At 43.3% G+C, this 17,727-nt stretch carries 15 protein-coding genes; 14 read left to right on the top strand and 1 reads right to left on the bottom strand.

Annotated elements, in window-relative coordinates:
• Nucleotides 1-8 precede the first annotated feature (8 nt).
• The 12 genes from QR722_RS13745 to QR722_RS13690 all read left to right on the top strand — a co-directional run bounded on the left by QR722_RS13745 (nucleotide 9) and on the right by QR722_RS13690 (nucleotide 13,255).
• The gene (locus QR722_RS13745; protein ID WP_286283466.1) at nucleotides 9-776 is read left to right on the top strand and encodes a protein phosphatase CheZ; all 768 of its coding nucleotides are present in this window, start codon (nucleotides 9-11) and stop codon (nucleotides 774-776) included.
• Nucleotides 777-789: 13 nt separating this feature from the next.
• Nucleotides 790-2,889 carry a chemotaxis protein CheA gene (locus QR722_RS13740; RefSeq protein WP_286283465.1) on the top strand — a complete coding sequence of 700 codons (2,100 nt, stop codon included), beginning with the start codon at nucleotides 790-792 and terminating at the stop codon, nucleotides 2,887-2,889.
• A gap of 24 nt (nucleotides 2,890-2,913) precedes the next feature.
• Complete coding sequence (locus QR722_RS13735) at nucleotides 2,914-4,050, top strand: protein-glutamate methylesterase/protein-glutamine glutaminase (protein WP_286283464.1); 1,137 nt, start codon at nucleotides 2,914-2,916, stop codon at nucleotides 4,048-4,050.
• Nucleotides 4,051-4,086: 36 nt separating this feature from the next.
• Nucleotides 4,087-4,869: a ParA family protein gene (locus QR722_RS13730; protein WP_286283463.1), complete on the top strand. Its 783-nt coding sequence runs from the start codon at nucleotides 4,087-4,089 to the stop codon at nucleotides 4,867-4,869.
• A complete protein-coding gene (locus QR722_RS13725) occupies nucleotides 4,866-5,579 on the top strand; it encodes a chemotaxis protein CheW (protein WP_286283462.1) in 714 nt (237 codons plus the stop codon). Before QR722_RS13730 ends, QR722_RS13725 begins: the two co-directional genes overlap by 4 nt.
• A gap of 25 nt (nucleotides 5,580-5,604) precedes the next feature.
• Complete coding sequence (locus tag QR722_RS13720) at nucleotides 5,605-6,099, top strand: chemotaxis protein CheW (protein ID WP_286283461.1); 495 nt, start codon at nucleotides 5,605-5,607, stop codon at nucleotides 6,097-6,099.
• A gap of 67 nt (nucleotides 6,100-6,166) precedes the next feature.
• A complete protein-coding gene (locus QR722_RS13715; protein WP_286283460.1) occupies nucleotides 6,167-6,583 on the top strand; it encodes a DUF2802 domain-containing protein in 417 nt (138 codons plus the stop codon).
• A gap of 223 nt (nucleotides 6,584-6,806) precedes the next feature.
• Nucleotides 6,807-7,886: a hypothetical protein gene (locus QR722_RS13710; protein ID WP_286283458.1), complete on the top strand. Its 1,080-nt coding sequence runs from the start codon at nucleotides 6,807-6,809 to the stop codon at nucleotides 7,884-7,886.
• Between the two features lie 121 nt (nucleotides 7,887-8,007).
• Complete coding sequence (gene metA, locus QR722_RS13705; protein ID WP_286283456.1) at nucleotides 8,008-8,934, top strand: homoserine O-acetyltransferase MetA; 927 nt, start codon at nucleotides 8,008-8,010, stop codon at nucleotides 8,932-8,934.
• 11 nt (nucleotides 8,935-8,945) lie between these two features.
• Nucleotides 8,946-10,001, top strand: a complete 1,056-nt coding sequence (locus QR722_RS13700) for a homocysteine S-methyltransferase family protein (protein WP_286283455.1) — start codon at nucleotides 8,946-8,948, stop codon at nucleotides 9,999-10,001.
• 13 nt (nucleotides 10,002-10,014) lie between these two features.
• Entirely contained in the window at nucleotides 10,015-12,651 is a 2,637-nt protein-coding gene (metH, locus tag QR722_RS13695; protein ID WP_286283454.1) for a methionine synthase, read from the top strand.
• Nucleotides 12,644-13,255 carry a DUF938 domain-containing protein gene (locus tag QR722_RS13690; RefSeq protein WP_286283453.1) on the top strand — a complete coding sequence of 204 codons (612 nt, stop codon included), beginning with the start codon at nucleotides 12,644-12,646 and terminating at the stop codon, nucleotides 13,253-13,255. Before metH ends, QR722_RS13690 begins: the two co-directional genes overlap by 8 nt.
• A 10-nt stretch (nucleotides 13,256-13,265) precedes the next feature.
• On the opposite strand, the gene QR722_RS13685 is transcribed toward QR722_RS13690, so the two are convergent.
• On the bottom strand, nucleotides 13,266-14,423 hold the full coding sequence (locus tag QR722_RS13685) for a GNAT family N-acetyltransferase (RefSeq protein WP_353506887.1): 1,158 nt from the start codon (nucleotides 14,421-14,423) through the stop codon (nucleotides 13,266-13,268).
• A 33-nt stretch (nucleotides 14,424-14,456) separates the two neighbouring features.
• On the opposite strand from QR722_RS13685, the gene QR722_RS13680 reads away from it, so the two are divergent.
• Nucleotides 14,457-14,927: a regulatory protein RecX gene (locus QR722_RS13680; RefSeq protein ID WP_286283452.1), complete on the top strand. Its 471-nt coding sequence runs from the start codon at nucleotides 14,457-14,459 to the stop codon at nucleotides 14,925-14,927.
• A gap of 146 nt (nucleotides 14,928-15,073) precedes the next feature.
• Nucleotides 15,074-17,671 (top strand): alanine--tRNA ligase, encoded by a 2,598-nt coding sequence (gene alaS / locus QR722_RS13675; protein ID WP_286283451.1) that lies wholly within the window; start codon nucleotides 15,074-15,076, stop codon nucleotides 17,669-17,671.
• Nucleotides 17,672-17,727 lie beyond the last annotated feature (56 nt).

Genomic DNA, 17,727 nt, shown 5'->3' with positions numbered 1-17,727 from the left:
GTGTCTTAATGACCAGCTCTGTCGAAGCACCGTTATCGATTGAAGATGCGAGAAAGTTAGTGGCTCTTTTGGAACAAGGAGATAACCTTGCGGCCAAAGAATTACTCGAAGAAGCATCATTAACCGATTCTGTCGAATTGTTTGCTGAAGTGGGTAAGCTAACCCGTCAACTGCATGATTCGTTAAATACCTTTCAGTTAGACCCGCGGATTTCTAATTTGGCGACAGAAGAAATTCCAGATGCGCAAAGTCGTCTCAATTACGTGATTGAAACCACTGAAAAAGCTGCTAACCAGACGATGGATGCGGTCGAAACAAGTATGCCGATAGCAGAAAGGCTACATTCAGGGATCGCCAAAATTTTGCCTGAATGGAAAAAATTAATGACCAGACAGCTGCAAATAGGTGAGTTTAAGAGCTTATGCTACGAATTAGATTCGCTTTTAGAAGAATCCTCCGCAGATACTGCTAAACTAAATACTCTGCTTACTGAGGTATTAATGGCTCAGGGTTACCAGGACTTGACCGGTCAGGTTATCCGCAGAGTAATTGAATTGGTTAAAGAAGTTGAATTGAGCTTAGTTAACATGTTGACAGTGTTTGGGTCACCAGAAGCAAACAGTTTAATGTCGAAATATGACGAAAGTGCTAACAAAACTGAACCTCAGTCCGATAAAGTCAAAGCGGAAGGACCAATCATCGATGCAGATACGCGGGATGACGTGGTGTCGGGTCAGGATGACGTTGACGACTTATTATCTAGCTTGGGCTTTTAAGAGGAAATGATGCATGTCTTTTGAAGTTGACGAGGATATCCTACAGGACTTTTTAGTCGAGGCCGGTGAAATACTGGAACTATTGCAGGAGCAACTCGTAGACCTCGAAAACAATCCGGAAGACTCTGATTTACTAAATGCTATATTTCGCGGATATCATACCGTGAAGGGTGGGGCTGGCTTTTTGGCTCTATCAGAATTGGTAGATATTTGTCATGGTGCGGAAAACGTTTTCGATGTTATGCGAAATCGACAACGAACATTAACTCCAGAGTTGATGGACGTAATATTACAAGCCACTGATGTGGTTGTCGAAATGTTCGAAAATGTCAAAGCCAGGGACCCCTTGGTACCTGCTGACAAAGAGTTGTTGGATACCTTGCATCGACTTAGCAAACCTGAATCTCAAGATGAGCAAGTGGCGGTTGTCTCAACAGCTGCACCACAGGTAGCAGAATCTGGCGATGCTGGAAGTTCTGAAAACATAGATGATATCAGTGAAGACGAATTTGAAGCATTATTAGATGAATTACATGGAAGCGCCGCGCCAAACAAAAGTGCGCCTGAACCTGCAGTAGTAATTGATAACGGTTCAGAACAAGACATTAGCGATGATGAATTTGAAGCTTTGCTGGATCAATTGCATGGCGAAGGTAAATTTGTTGCAGAGAAAAAACCTGTCGACAAAGCGCCCCCTGCCGCAGCTTCTCAGCCAAGTTCTGGTACCGAAGAAATTACAGATGACGAGTTCGAAGCTCTACTCGATCAATTGCACGGCAGTGGAAAAGGTCCGGCAGTTCAAGATCCGGCCCCGCCTTCGCCGCCACCACCACCACCGCCTCCTCCTCCAGCGGCACCATCTGAAGCAGCTAAACCTGCACCAGCGGCTGTAGCTAAAGCAGCGCCGAAGAAAGATGAGAAGAAAGCCTCCGGTAGCGCTGCCCAAGGTGAGACCACGGTTCGCGTGGACACTAAACGACTCGACCAAATCATGAACATGGTTGGAGAGTTAGTGTTGGTTCGAAATCGTCTGCTAAGTCTAGGCATCAATGTCAACGATGAAAGTATGACTAAAGCCATTGCCAATCTAGATGTGGTGACTGGTGATTTGCAAGGTGCGGTGATGAAGACCCGCATGCAACCGATTAAAAAGGTTTTCGGACGTTTTCCCCGAGTGGTTAGGGATTTAGCCAGAACTCTTAAGAAAGAAATCACTTTAGAGCTTGAAGGCGAAGAAACAGATTTAGATAAAAACCTAGTTGAGGCCTTAGCGGATCCTTTGGTCCACTTAGTGAGAAACTCAGTCGATCATGGTATTGAAATGCCGGCCGATCGGGTTGCTGCGGGCAAGCCTTCGATGGGGATCGTCAAGTTATCGGCTTCCCAAGAAGGGGACCATATATTACTTACCATTGCAGATGATGGTAAGGGAATGGATGCAGACAAGTTAAAAGACATAGCAATTAGTCGCGGTGTTTTGGATGCTGATGCCGCCGCTAGAATGTCTGATGTCGAAGCCTTTAATTTGATTTTCGCGCCTGGATTCTCCACCAAAACTGAAATATCTGATATTTCAGGACGGGGTGTTGGCATGGATGTGGTGAAAACTAAAATTAACCAGCTCAATGGGACTGTGAATATCGACTCTCAACTGGGTAAAGGCACCCGTTTAGAGATAAAAGTGCCTTTGACATTGGCTATTTTGCCAACCTTGATGATCGTAGTTGGTGATCAAACTTTTGCATTACCCTTGGGCGCGGTAAACGAAATAATTAACATGGATATGAGTAAAACCAACACGGTTGACAACCAACTCACCATGATAGTCCGCTCGAAAGCGATTCCGTTGTTTTATCTTCGGGACTGGTTAAAGCGGGGTAAAGGTAAAACGGATCCTAATTTAGGTCATGTTGTTGTAGTCCAAATTGGTACTCAGCAAGTAGGCTTTGTAGTTGATGCTTTGATTGGTCAAGAAGAAGTAGTGATTAAACCCCTCGATGCATTGTTGCAAGGCACGCCTGGTATGGCTGGCGCAACGATTACCAGTGATGGTGGCATTGCTTTAATCCTAGATATTCCAAATCTGTTAAAGCGATATGCGAAAAAGAAATAACCACTAACGAGGCATTTTTTCACAATGGCATATAGAGTATTGGTGGTTGATGACTCAAGTTTTTTTAGCCGTCGTGTTAAGGATTATCTGAATCAGGATGCCTTTTTAGAAGTTGTTGGTGTAGCGCGAAATGGCGAGGAAGCCATAAAGCTAAATGCTGAAATGAAGCCTGATGTAATCACCATGGATGTAGAAATGCCCGTCATGGATGGTATCACCGCAGTTAAGCGCATTATGGCTACTAAACCGGTTCCTATATTAATGTTCTCTTCTTTAACCCACGACGGGGCACAAGCCACCTTAGATGCCTTAGAGGCAGGGGCTTTGGATTTCTTGCCTAAGAAATTTGAAGATATTGCTAGTAATCGTAAAGAGTCTATTGATTTACTCCAATCCCGCGTGCGGGCTTTAGCAAGTAAAGGCAAAGTTGTTGCTAGGCGGACGCTTAGCTCTGCGAGTTCTCCTGGAACTACAGCGAAAACACAAATCTTTATGCGTGCTACTAGCTCTTCGGTGGCCCCTTCATCAGCTAATAGTCCTTCTGCTGGAGTCGCCGCCAATTTACGTTCGTCAGGAAAGCGTTATGCGGCCTTAGCAATTGGAACGTCTACCGGAGGGCCGGTTGCTTTGCAAAAGGTTCTGACTAGTTTACCCCAGTCCTTTCCTTACCCAATATTGCTAGTTCAACATATGCCAGGTAGTTTTACCAAAGCATTTGCAGAACGCTTAAATGAGCATTGTGCAATTAAGGTTAAAGAGGCCGAGGCCGGTGATCTTTTACAAGCTGGCAGCGCTTATTTAGCGCCAGGCGGAAAACAGATGTTAATCGAAGGGACGGCACGCAATGCACGAATTCGTCTTAGCGACGGTTTGGACAATGATCATTTACTTTTTAAACCCAGTGTAGACGTTACATTTACTTCATTAAGTGAGGTATTTGCCGGGGATGTATTAGGTATCATATTGACAGGTATGGGGTCTGACGGTAAAGAAGGTAGTCGTGCGTTGAAGACGAAAGGCGCGACCATTTGGGCTCAAGACGAAGACACTAGCGTAGTTTATGGTATGCCTCAGGCTGTAACTGTGGCAAATATCGCTTCACGCAACCTGCCTATTGGAGAAATTGCTAAGAGCATACTGTCAGAAATGCAGGTAAAATAAGAAAAATAACGTGCAACCAATGAACAGAGCAACTAATTGATAGTTTGGACGATAGCCAATCAAAAAGGCGGTGTAGGTAAAACTACTACTACAGTGACTTTAGGCGGCCTCCTTGCTCAGCAAGGTAAGCGCGTTATGCTGGTGGATACCGACCCTCAGGCCTCGTTAAGTTATTATTTTGGGGTTGACTCAGAAGAGTTATCTAGCAGTGTGTATGATGTTTTTATGGCGGGAGATGAGTTAGATCGTGATCGAGTGCTGGATTCACTCTGTTCGACTAAATTGGATTCTTTGTTTATCTTGCCAGCCTCTATGGCGCTGGCAACATTGGACCGTACCATGGGTACCCAAAGTGGAATGGGGCTGATTTTGAAAAAGGCGTTTGCACTGGTAGCGGATGACTTTGATTACATTCTTATTGATTGTCCGCCGGTTCTAGGAGTCTTAATGGTTAACGCGGTAGCTGCATGTGATCGAATGTTAATACCCGTACAAACCGAGTTTCTGGCCTTAAAAGGGCTACAGAGAATGATGCACACATTGGAGATTATGGCAAAGTCGCAAAACCGACAATTCGAACATCTGATCATTCCTACTATGTTCGATAAGCGCGTAAATGCAGCGGCAGATGCCTATCAAGAGTTGTGTCGTAAGTATACCGGTCAGGTATGGTCGGGTGTGATTCCAGTTGACACTCGTTTTAGAGATGCGAGTCAGGCGCAAACGCCGCCTTCGGTATTTTGCCCAAAATCCAGAGGGGTCTACGCTTACAAAAGTTTATTAACTCAGCTTCAGACAAAAATTGGCTATATAAAATGAATAATGGCGTGTTTGCAAAAGAACAGATAGTTGAAGATTATTTAACCTCTTTATTGACTGAAGAGGCGCCAAAAGACGTTATTCAGAGCGAAAGTGTCGCCAAGTTGCTCAAGTCTGCTAATCTGAGAGATGTTGACGTTGATAAGATAGTTGAAACGCCAGCGGTCACACCAGATAAAATCGCAATTAAAGAAACGGTTTTGCAGGTCGACATAGAAGAGGCTGGAAATGCATCTCAGACAGCAACGGTAAGTCATATTCCTACCGGAGACTTTCAAGCTTTATTTTTTAAAGTGGCAGGGCTCACGCTGGCACTACCCTTAACGGAACTGGGGGGGATCCATAAGATTGAAAAGATCGGTCCTTTGTTTGGTAAACCGGATTGGTTTAAAGGTGTTATGCTGCACAGAGATGAAAATTTAAACGTAGTAGACACTGCAAAATGGGTAATGCCAGAAAAATATGACGAAAAACTGGCAGAATCTTTAAAATATCAATATCTTATTATGTTAGACAGCAGTGGTTGGGGATTAGCATGCGAAAGTTTAGTCACCACTGCAACCTTAAAGCCTGCTGATGTGAAATGGCGCGAAGATAGTAGTAAGCGTCAGTGGTTAGCGGGAATGGTTAAAGAAAAAATGTGCGCACTTGTGAATGTAAAGCAGTTAATCGCTTTGTTAGACAAGGGCCTTGGTAGTAATAGTAAATAGACGCAGCTTGTAAGGAGCGAGTCATATGAGTGATGACAGAATTACGAAAAATGCCGCTGTAGACAGTAATGATGAAGTTTTACAATGGGTAACGTATCGATTAGGTGAAGAAACCTACGGTATCAACGTGATGCAGGTTCAGGAAGTGTTAAGACACACTGAAATTGCGCCAGTGCCAGGCGCGCCTGAATACGTACTAGGTATTATCAATTTACGTGGCAACGTGGTTACTGTAATTGACACTCGTACCCGCTTTGGTTTGCCGCCAACCGATATAACCGATAATACCCGAATTGTGATTATCGAATCTGATGAGCAGGTTGTAGGCATTTTGGTTGATAGTGTGGCTGAGGTGGTTTATTTGCGTTCCTCAGAAATTGACAGTGCGCCTAATGTTGGAACTGAAGAAAGTGCTAAGTTTATCCAGGGCGTCAGTAACAGAGATGGCGAATTGTTGATTTTGGTCGATCTGAATAAATTATTAAGCGATGAAGAGTGGGATGAAATTAGCGGACTCTAATAGTTCGTTGTAGCATATTTACTAGACCCTGGTCTGAATGAGCAGGGTTTTTTGTTTGGGATTCACTATGACATTATGGGTTATTGTTCTGCTGGGCGTAGCAATAGTTTTGTCTGGCGTCTGTCTTGCTACGCTTTTCTTCGCCAGAAGGCGGATTACGCAACTTGAACAACAACATAGTGCTATTAGTGAGCAATTCATCTTTCTGCAACAACAGGTTGAGGTCCATACTGAAGAATTAAATGAAACTCGTGTCGGCGCTCATGGCCTTAGCGCTAAAGTCAAAGAACTACTGGCGACCTTTGATCATCTAAAAGATAAAATTCACGAAATTGAAAATCAAGATCCTGACACTCGGCTCTATTCCCACGCGACAAAATTAGCCAACGGCGGCGCAAGCGTAGAAGAATTGATGCGAGAGTGCGATCTACCTCGAGCTGAAGCTGAATTATTAGTTTCCATTAAAAAAGGCCGCTCAAGCTAAACGTTATCCCTGCCTGTGCTTATCCTGCCCTGTCTCAAAATCAACGCTCCCTGTTATTTTGTTTAAATTAGAAGATTATGTGAAGATTACGTCAGAAGATTACGTGGACAGGCATCGCTATTTAAAATATCGTTAATGTTTGCCATCGTTCAACAATTGGCTTTGCGCTACCTATTTGATAAGCATCGAGGTAAATATTTTAAATAAATTTAAAGCGGTCTTATTGGTTGTTTTGCTTATCTTAGTTTACCTCCTCAATACTAGTTCTGGCGATAAACACATCAACAGCAGCTCACTTACCAATCCGAACTTACAGTATGAACATGAAGAACCTTTAGGTGAAAAGCTACAGCGAGATAACTTTTCAGAAGATCTTGAGGACAGTGCTACTGAATCAAAGTTGGATGAGTATATTGCTAGCTGTGAGAAAAATATTGATGACTATGGCAGCGATGACCATGATCGGTTGAATGCCTATTTAATGTCACTTGCCAATTCAAACAGCAAGGAAGATCATTTTAATTTCGCATTTTTTAGTCCAATCGATAACGAACAGCAACGATTGAAGTTGTTGCTATCTTATGATCAGCAATATCCTAATGAACCTGAGGTAATGTTTGAGATCGTCAGATTGTGCACTACCAATGAAAAATCAATGGCATGCACCGGCAAGTTAATCCAAAGAGCGACAATGTCCGAATCTTCTAACGGGGAGATGTGGCTCAATAGCGCGAGTTACTTTGCAAAACATAATCACAACCGACAAACAATGGATTCAATAGCCAAGCTCATCAGTTCTAATTATTTTGGTAATGGCTGGGCTGATGATATTAGTCGTTTTCTTAATCTAATGCGTAAACTAGAGGGTGAATATAACTCCAACCATTTTGTAGCTGCTCTGGGTAAAGCAGCAACTAAGCAAACCCAATTTCATTGGATATTTAACTGGTGTAAATCAAATATTAGCGATATTGAGATTGCAGATTCATGTTTTGAACTTGGCAGAAATCTCGCTCACAGAAGTAAAACCTTAGAGAGCCAGTCTATCGGTTTGAACTTGCAAAACATGGTTGTGGATCTTCGCGGTGAAAGCGGATATGACTTAAGTTATAGAGAACAAGCCAGCCAGATACAAACTTCCTATAACCCAATATTTGTCAAAAGGGCTAACCTAATAGGTGCAGATGAGCGATTGTTGCAAAACTGGCTTAATGACTTGAAAAATTTTGGAGAAGTTACTGCTGCTAAAAACGTCGTCAAACAGGTATTAAATCGGTCTGAAAATTCAATTGAATGCCCTTAAGTACAAAAAAGTAAACATCACAGCCTAACGAATACCCATTTAGACGTCTAGACGTAAAGATGTTGACTTTTGCTTCGAGTTGCGAGAAATTCACCTCATCAAATTCAACTTCGGAGTGAACATGCCCATTCGTATTCCTAACGACCTTCCTGCACAGAGTATTTTAGATGCGGAAAATATATTCGTGATGGACAGCGAAAAAGCGTCTCGTCAGGATATTCGCCCCTTAGAAGTAGGTATTTTAAATTTAATGCCGAATAAGATTGAGACAGAGGTGCAAATTCTGCGCCTGATGTCCAATACACCTTTGCAAGTTAATATTGATTTGATCCGTATCGATAATCAGGCTCCCAAGAACACGCCTAAATCTCATATGGATAATTTTTATTTGTCGTTTGATGAAATCGCCCATAAAAATTATGATGGTTTTATTATTACTGGGGCTCCAATCGCACATTTGGATTATGCGGACGTGAAGTACTGGGATAAAATCACCACTATAATGGATTGGACTAGGCGTCATGTGCAATCAACATTGTATTCATGTTGGGCCGCCCACGCGGCGTTTTATCATTATTACGGCTTTAACCGCGAATTAAGAGCAGAAAAACTTTCAGGCGTATTTGAGCATAAAGTAAATGATACCCACGATGAGTTGGTACGAGGGTTTGACCCGTATTTCAGTGCACCCCATTCCCGGTATGGCGAAATCCCTTTGTCTCGCTATGAGCAAGTTGAGGGTCTCAAAGTATTGGCTAGTTCACAACAGACTGGGGCTTATATAGTCGCATCTGAAGATAAGCGTACGGTATTAATTACCGGCCATCCTGAATATGACCCTGATACCTTGGATCAGGAATATCATCGGGATTTGGCAAATAGTCAGGCACCGAATGTCCCACAGAACTATTATCAGAACAATGATCCTACCCAGCCTTTTAAGGTAACTTGGCGAGCGCACGGGACTTTATTGTTCACCAATTGGCTGAATTACTATGTTTACCAGACTACACCGTATAATCTGGATGAATTACCGAGCAAAAAATAAGAGGGGTTTGTATGGCCAATCGATCTATTGAAGTATTTAAAGCATTGGCAAATCAGCGAATTCTGATCCTTGATGGTGCTATGGGTACAATGATCCAACAACACAAATTGGACGAAGATGATTATCGCGGTGAGCGATTTGCTGATTGGCATTGTGATGTGAAAGGCAACAACGATTTATTGGTCCTCAGTCAGCCTTCGATTATATACGATATTCACTGTGAATATCTCGAAGCGGGAGCCGATATCCTCGAAACCAATACCTTCAATGCAACCTCCATTGCGATGGCCGATTATGATATGCAGTCGCTGGCCAAAGAAATAAATATTGAAGCAACTAAATTGGCCCGCAAAGCCGCTGATGAATATACAGCTAAAACGCCTGACAAGCCTAGATTTGTGGCTGGTGTCCTTGGGCCAACTAATCGCACCGCTTCTATATCCCCAGACGTTAATGACCCAGGCAAACGCAACGTCAATTTCGATCAATTGGTGGAGGCATATAAAGAAGCAACCCATGGTTTAATTGAAGGTGGCGCAGACTTTATTCTATTGGAAACAATTTTTGATACGCTTAATGCAAAAGCCGCAGCTTTTGCGGTAGATTCGGTATTTGACGAATTGGGCTTCAAGTTGCCCATTATGATATCAGGTACTATTACCGATGCATCGGGTCGCACTTTGTCAGGTCAAACGGCAGAAGCATTCTACTATTCCCTAAGACATACTAATCCAATCTCATTTGGGCTTAACTGTGCATTGGGGCCTGATTTACTGCGCCAATACGTTGAAGAGATTGCCAGTCGTGCCGAATGTTTAGTTTCAGCTCACCCTAATGCCGGACTACCCAATGAATTTGGCGAATATGATATGGAAGCAGATGAAATGGCTGAACATATTAAAGAGTGGGCACAGTCGGGACTGGTTAATATTGTTGGAGGATGCTGTGGTAGTACCCCTGAGCATATTGCAGCAATGGCCAAAGCCGTTGAGGGGATCCCCCCTAGAAAACCAATACAGAATGACGTAAAAATGCGTTTGTCTGGACTTGAACCTTTTGTGCATTAATCGGGAGTTATCTGTGTCGCAAACTCAAACCAATGCCAGTGCTACATTCATCAACGTTGGTGAGCGTACTAACGTTACTGGCTCTGCCATGTTTAAACGACTTATCCTCGAAGGGGATTATGAAACCGCCCTCGATGTTGCTCGCCAACAAGTAGAAAACGGTGCGCAAATCATCGATATAAATATGGATGAAGCCATGTTGGATTCCGAAGCTGCTATGGTGCGCTTTTTGAATCTCATTGCCTCTGAGCCTGACATTTCAAGAGTGCCGATTATGATCGACTCATCCAAATGGAGTGTCATTGAGGCCGGTCTAAAATGTGTGCAAGGTAAAGCCATTGTCAACTCTATTAGTTTAAAAGAAGGGGAAGAGCCATTTCTTCGTCAAGCTAAGCTTATCAAACGTTATGGCGCGGCAACCGTAGTAATGGCATTTGATGAACAAGGCCAGGCTGATACTCAAGAGCGAAAGTTTGCCATATGTCAGCGCAGCTATCAGTTGTTAACCGAAAAACTCGGCTTTCCGCCAGAAGATATTATTTTTGACCCAAATATTTTCGCTGTTGCGACCGGTATTGAAGAGCACAACAATTACGCAGTAGATTTCATTGAAGCGACCCGTAAAATTAGACAAGAGTTACCCCACTGCCATGTCTCCGGCGGGCTTTCGAATATTTCTTTTTCATTTCGTGGCAACAACCCTGTACGTGAAGCTATGCACTCGGTGTTTCTGTATTACGCGATTAAAGCGGGCATGGACATGGGTATTGTCAACGCAGGTCAGCTTGAAGTGTATGATGAAATTCCAGCAGAGCTAAAGCAAGCGGTAGAGGATGTGATCCTCAATCGCCACCCCGACGCCACCGATAATTTATTAGCGCTAGCGCCCAAATATCAAGGCGACGGAAAAGTTGTTGCTAAAGAGAATCTTGAATGGCGAGAGTTCCCGGTTAGTAAGCGGCTAGAATATGCGCTGGTTAAGGGCATCACCGATTTTATTGAGCAAGACACTGAAGAGTGCCGCCTACAGGCTGAAAAACCACTGCATGTGATTGAAGGTCCTTTAATGGACGGCATGAATGTAGTAGGGGACTTATTTGGTGAAGGTAAAATGTTTCTTCCCCAAGTGGTTAAATCAGCACGGGTGATGAAAAAAGCCGTTGCCTATTTAGAACCTTATATTGAGTTGGAAAAAGACAAAGGCACCACCAACGGTAAAGTCATCTTGGCTACCGTGAAAGGTGATGTACATGACATTGGCAAGAATATTGTTGGCGTGGTACTGCAATGCAACAATTACCAGATTATCGATCTGGGTGTAATGGTATCGGCAGCTAAAATTCTACAGGTTGCCAAGGAAGAGCAAGCTGACATGATCGGCTTATCGGGATTAATTACGCCCTCTCTAGATGAAATGGTTCATGTGGCCAAAGAAATGCAGCGATTGAACTTCACTATTCCGCTTTTGATCGGCGGCGCCACGACATCCAAAGCGCATACAGCGGTTAAGATTGAACAAAATTATTCAGCCCCGGTCGTCTATGTACCCAATGCAAGTCGTGCGGTGGGCGTGTGTCAGAAGTTGATATCTGACGAGCATCGACCAGCATATGTCGCTAAGCTGCAAAAAGAATACGACACGGTACGTGAGCAGCATGCCCGTAAACGTCCTCGTAGCAAGCCTATTAGCTTGCAGTCAGCCAGAGAAAACGCTTTTAGTTGTGACTGGCAGGCCTATCAGGCTCCTGTTCCGAAAAAGCTTGGTGTGAGCGAAGTCTCCGTCGAATTATCTGAACTAATTGATTATATAGATTGGACCCCGTTCTTTTTAACTTGGTCGTTAGCCGGTAAATATCCACGCATATTAAACGATGAAGTCGTAGGGGAAGAGGCAAGCAAACTGTTTGCCGATGCCAAGGAAATGTTGCAGTACATGGTTGACAGTGAAAAACTACAAGCCAAAGGTGTAGTCGGTATTTTTCCTGCTAATCGGGTGGGTGATGATATTGAAATTTATCAAGATGAAAGCCGTCAGCAAGTATCGGTTGTTGCACACCATTTACGCCAACAGACAGAAAAACCCAAAGGTTTTAATTATTGTTTGAGTGACTATATTGCACCGAAGTCTTCTCGCAGAGCAGACTATATTGGCGCTTTTGCGGTGACTGCTGGAATAGGTGAAGATGACTTAGCCAATCATTACATTCAACAAGGTGATGACTACAACGGTATTATGGTAAAAGCCTTGGCGGACCGTTTAGCTGAAGCCTTTGCTGAGTATTTGCACGAGAAAGTGCGTAAAGAAATCTGGGGCTATGCGAAAGATGAAACGTTAAGTAAAGATGATCTCATTCGCGAGAAGTATCAGGGGATCCGCCCCGCACCGGGTTACGCAGCCTGTCCTGAGCATACTGAAAAGCAAGCAATTTGGGATTTGCTCGATGCCGAAAATACCACTGGTATGAAGCTGACCGAGAGTTTTGCAATGTGGCCTGGTGCCGCGGTTTCAGGATGGTATTTCTCTCATCCCGATGCCCGCTATTTTGCCGTTGCACAAATTCAACAAGATCAGGTGGAAGAATACGCACAGCGCAAAAATTGGAGCATAGAAGTCGCTGAAAAGTGGCTTGGGCCGAATATCAATGGATAAGCATACTTTGGCTGCGCAGCGCTTTTCACAAGCTTGTGAGAACAATAAGGCTCCAATTTTACAACAATTGAAGTCTCGTTTAGCTAATTCAAAGGCCGTATTAGAAATAGGCTCAGGGACCGGCCAGCACGCTGCTTATTTCGCAAAAGGTCTGCCTCATGTAATTTGGCAACCAACCGATGTTGAAGACAATCACCCCAGCATTGAGGCTTGGGTCAAGGCTGCCGGTTGCCCTAATGTTGCGCCACCAATGCCATTTTTTATTGGTTTGCACCCATGGAGCTTTGAAAACATAGATGCTGTGTTTAGCGCTAATACCGCCCATATTATGCAAGCGAATGAAGTCCAGTTAATGATGGAATTAATCGGACAGCAGCTGCCCGATGGTGGCATATTTTGTCAATACGGCCCTTTTTGCGTAGCGGGTGAATTTACCAGTGCCAGTAATGCTGACTTTGATCAAAGTCTGCGTCAGCGGGGTTTGGGCGGAATTCGCGATATTGACGAATTAATAAGTTGGGCGCCGCAATTGCAATTATGTGAAACAATTAGTATGCCAGCGAATAATTTATTACTGGTTTGGTCGAAAGCAACTGCTGAGTAACACACTGATATCAGTTATTTTGTTCATTTATTTGTTTAAACGGTAGTAACTGCGCAGCAGTAATTTTGTATGTTTCAATTTGCGGTGTTTCTTGCTCAATAAAACGATTCACCGCCTGTTGAAACGTCTCGTCCGCTAGCCAGTGATTGGAATAACAAAAAATTGGCTCAAATCCCCGAAGTATCTTATGTTCCCCTTGAGTGCCCGGATTGAAACTGTCGAGATGCTTCTCAATACAAAACTCAATTCCTTGGTAATAACAACATTCAAAATGCAAGCCATCAACGTTTTCCAGAGCTCCCCAGTAGCGTCCGCACAACTGATCTTGGTCAAATAAATACAAGGCTCCGGCTATAGGTTTATCGTGTTTGTGAGCTATTACTAATAATAGGTTTTCAGGCATTCTGTCTAGCAGTTGATTAAAAAATGCTTGGGTAAGATAACCTGTATGGCCGCTACGTTTTAAGTAAGTCTGACAATAGCAAAGATAAAAGAAGTTCATTTCAGTAGCGCTAAGTTCTGCGCCGCTATAGCGCTTAATCATAACCTGTTGAGCGAGTACTTTTTGACGTTCTTTACGGACACTTTTTCGTCTGCGAGCGGTAAAGGTGGCAAGAAAGTCATCGAAATCCACATAATTACGATTAAACCATTGAAACTGCACACTTTTTCGTTGGCTACATCCTGCAGACTGCATCAGCTCGCTGCTCGCTTGTGTTGGAAACAAACTATGGAACGACGACATCCCAAGTAGGCTCAACTGTTGATTAATGAACAATACCATCTGCTGTAAGAGCTCAGTTTGGTCAATATCTTGGACAAACAAACAACGCACTCCAGTAACTGGGGTAAATGGAATAGCATTGACTAACTTAGGATAGTAGTCCATTTGATGGCGCTGATAAGCTTCAGCCCAGGCAAAATCAAATACATATTCACCGTAGCTATGGGTTTTCTTATACAAAGGTAGAATGGCGACGAGGCTTTCCTGTTGATAAGCTACTAGGTGATTTGGTAGCCAGCCGGTATCTGCTCCTACCGAACCTGAAGATTCCAACGCTGCGAGAAAGTCGTAACGGCAGAACAACCCTTGATTTTTCGATAATTCGTCCCAGATCTCTTTACTGATATCGTCGACCGAGTGAATGAATTGGAAGTGAAACTGCAAAAGTATTTATCCGTTAGCATAGGGTTTGTATAAATGGATAATAATATGGCCAATAATGATACGAAGATCATTAACCATTCTATTACACGTTTGTTAGCTCGTCGTGAGCACTGTCAAACTGAAATTGTAAATAAACTGCGTGCCAAAGGCTTCGACGAAAAATTAGTAAAGCAGCAATTGCAGTTGTTTGTCGATAAAAATATTCAAAGTGATGCGCGTTATGTAGAAAGTTATATCCGCTCTAAAGCAAATAGTGGGCAGGGTAAGCAAAGAATTTTAATGGCGTTGCAAACCCAGGATATAGATGAAAATGTAATTAACCAAGGCTTCGAACAAGCTGAGACTGATTTTTATGACAATGCAGTGAAGGTATATCAGAAAAAATATACCGACAAACCCATTGTCGATTGGCAGGATAAACAAAAGCGTATGCGCTTTATGCAGTATCGGGGATTTAGTACCCAACAGATAGATTTTGTGTTTAAAAATGGTCAGGGTGAATAATTGCGGTTAATTGTCTTAAATAATTGACTGTCTGAGCGCTGTAGGCTTAACAAGAGCAAGCTTGTTGTGCTATTGTGCAGCGAAATTTAACCCGCAGATATCAATGCTTTGTGTAGATTTTGCACCTAAAGTAACCAGGAAAATGAATGAGCAAAACAACCGCTGAAATTAGACGTGCCTTTTTAGATTATTTTTCTAACCATGGCCATCAAATTGTTTCCAGTTCCTCTTTGGTGCCGGCGGATGACCCTACGCTATTGTTTACCAACGCCGGGATGAATCAATTTAAAGATACGTTTTTGGGCACCGAGAGTCGCAGCTATACCCGTGCGGTATCTTCACAGCGTTGTGTTCGAGCTGGTGGCAAGCACAATGATTTAGAAAATGTAGGCTATACCGCCCGCCATCATACTTTTTTCGAAATGCTTGGCAATTTCAGTTTTGGCGATTATTTCAAAGAACAAGCGATTAAGTTCGCATGGTCATTTCTGACTGAAGAATTGGCGCTACCCAAAGAAAAATTGCTGGTTACCATTTATCACGAAGATGATGAAGCCTTCGACATCTGGCATAAAACCATAGGTTTACCAGCAGATAAAATTATTCGTATTGCCACGTCTGACAATTTTTGGTCAATGGGCGATACTGGACCATGTGGACCTTGCTCAGAGATATTTTTTGATCACGGTGAGCATATTTGGGGCGGCCCTCCGGGTACACCTGAAGAAGACGGTGATCGATTTATCGAAATCTGGAATCTTGTTTTCATGCAGTTTAATCGCACTGCTGATGGCGTGATGCATCCGCTGCCTAAGCCATCTATCGATACAGGTATGGGACTAGAACGAATCTCTGCGATTTTACAGAATGTACACAGTAATTATGAAATTGACATTTTTGTTAAGTTAATCGCTGCTGCGGGTGAGATTGTCGGCTGCCAAGATTTGTCTGATAAGTCGTTACGTGTTATCGCTGATCACATCCGTTCCTGTGGTTTCCTCATCTGTGATGGCGTGATGCCATCGAATGAAGGCCGAGGTTATGTGTTACGTCGCATCATTCGTCGTGCGGTACGCCATGGTTATAAACTTGGCGCTAAAGATATTTTCTTCTATCGTCTGTTTGACGCCTTATGTGAACAGATGGGCGATGCTTATCCCGAATTAGTTGAGCAAAAACCGGTTATTGAAAAAGTATTGCGGGTTGAAGAAGAACAGTTCTCTCGCACCTTAGAGCGTGGCATGGCTATTTTAAACAGTGCGCTGGATGAGCTAGAGGGAGAGGTCGTACCCGGTGAATTAGTGTTTAAACTATATGATACCTACGGCTTTCCTGCAGATTTGACTAATGATGTAGCGCGGGAAAAGGGCTTTACCATTGATCAAGAGGGTTTCGAAACCTCAATGGCTGGACAACGAGAAAGAGCCCAGCAGGCCAGCAACTTTGGAAAAGATTATAACAGTGACATACGCTCTTCCGTGGTAAGTCAATTTAGCGGTTATGAACTTGAACAGGATGACTCAGTCATTCAAGAATTATTTAATCAGTATGGCCCTGTAACAGAGCTCAAAGCCGGTGAGCAGGGAGTGGTAGTGTTATCAAATACGCCATTTTATGCCGAGTCAGGCGGACAAGTTGGTGATACGGGTGAATTGCGTTCTGAACAGGCTAGTTTCACCGTATCAGACACCCTTAAATTAAACGATGCTGTGGGTCATCACGGTGTGGCGAACGGCACCTTTAACGTTGGCGACACAGTAGCAGCTGTGATTGACATAGAGCGGCGTAATGCGATTCGCTTAAACCACAGCGCTACTCACCTAATGCACGCCGCACTTAAATCCGTGTTGGGCGAGCATGTCAGTCAAAAAGGCTCATTAGTGGATGCCCAGCGTTTACGCTTTGACTTTTCTCATTTTGAAGGGATTTCTTCACAACAACTGACTGAAATTGAAAATTTAGTTAACCAAGAAATTCGTATGAACCATTCTTTGTCGACCCAGTTAATGGGGTTGGACGAAGCAAAAGCTGCAGGTGCTACTGCGTTATTCGGTGAAAAATATGACGAGAACGTTAGAGTTGTCGCTATGGGACCGTTCTCTATGGAACTGTGCGGCGGAACTCATGTCAAACAAACCGGTGATATAGGGTTATTCAAGATAATAAGTGAAAGTGGTATAGCATCAGGTGTGCGCCGCATAGAAGCCATAACTGGCCAGAGTGCGATTCAATTCGTACAAGACCAATCCGACCTAGTTAATCGTCTAAGTAGCTTACTAAAAAGTGATCAACAGAACTTAGAGCATAAAGTTGTTTCAGTACTGGATCAAACCAAAGACTTGGAAAAACAAATTGCTAAGTTGAAGCAGCAAATGGCGAGCCAAGCAGGTTCAGACTTGATCTCATCTGCGATTGAAATAAACGGTGTAAAAGTCCTGTCTGCTAAAGTAGAGGGTGTTGAAGCTAAGTCTCTACGTAATATGGTAGATGATCTAAAAAATCAGCTACGCAGTAGTATTATTGTATTAGGCTTAGGACAAACTGATAAAGTAAGCTTGATTGTGGGCGTAACAGCGGATTTAACCAGTAAAGTTAAGGCTGGTGAACTAGTTAACTATATCGCCAATCAGGTTGGCGGTAAAGGCGGCGGCAGAGCCGATATGGCCCAAGCAGGTGGTAGTAAGCCAGAGAACCTAGAGTCTGCATTAGCCTCTGTAGCGAGTTGGTTAGAACAACGTTTATAAATAAAGGTAAGAATTTCAGTTAGTTTTTGTAAGTGACGACAACGACAAGGAATACT

It is taken from the genome of Aliiglaciecola sp. LCG003 (assembly GCF_030316135.1).
Lineage (GTDB): Bacteria > Pseudomonadota > Gammaproteobacteria > Enterobacterales > Alteromonadaceae > Aliiglaciecola.
Note: the sequence above shows the minus strand (reverse complement) of the source record. Positions and strands in the feature narration are given on the sequence as shown.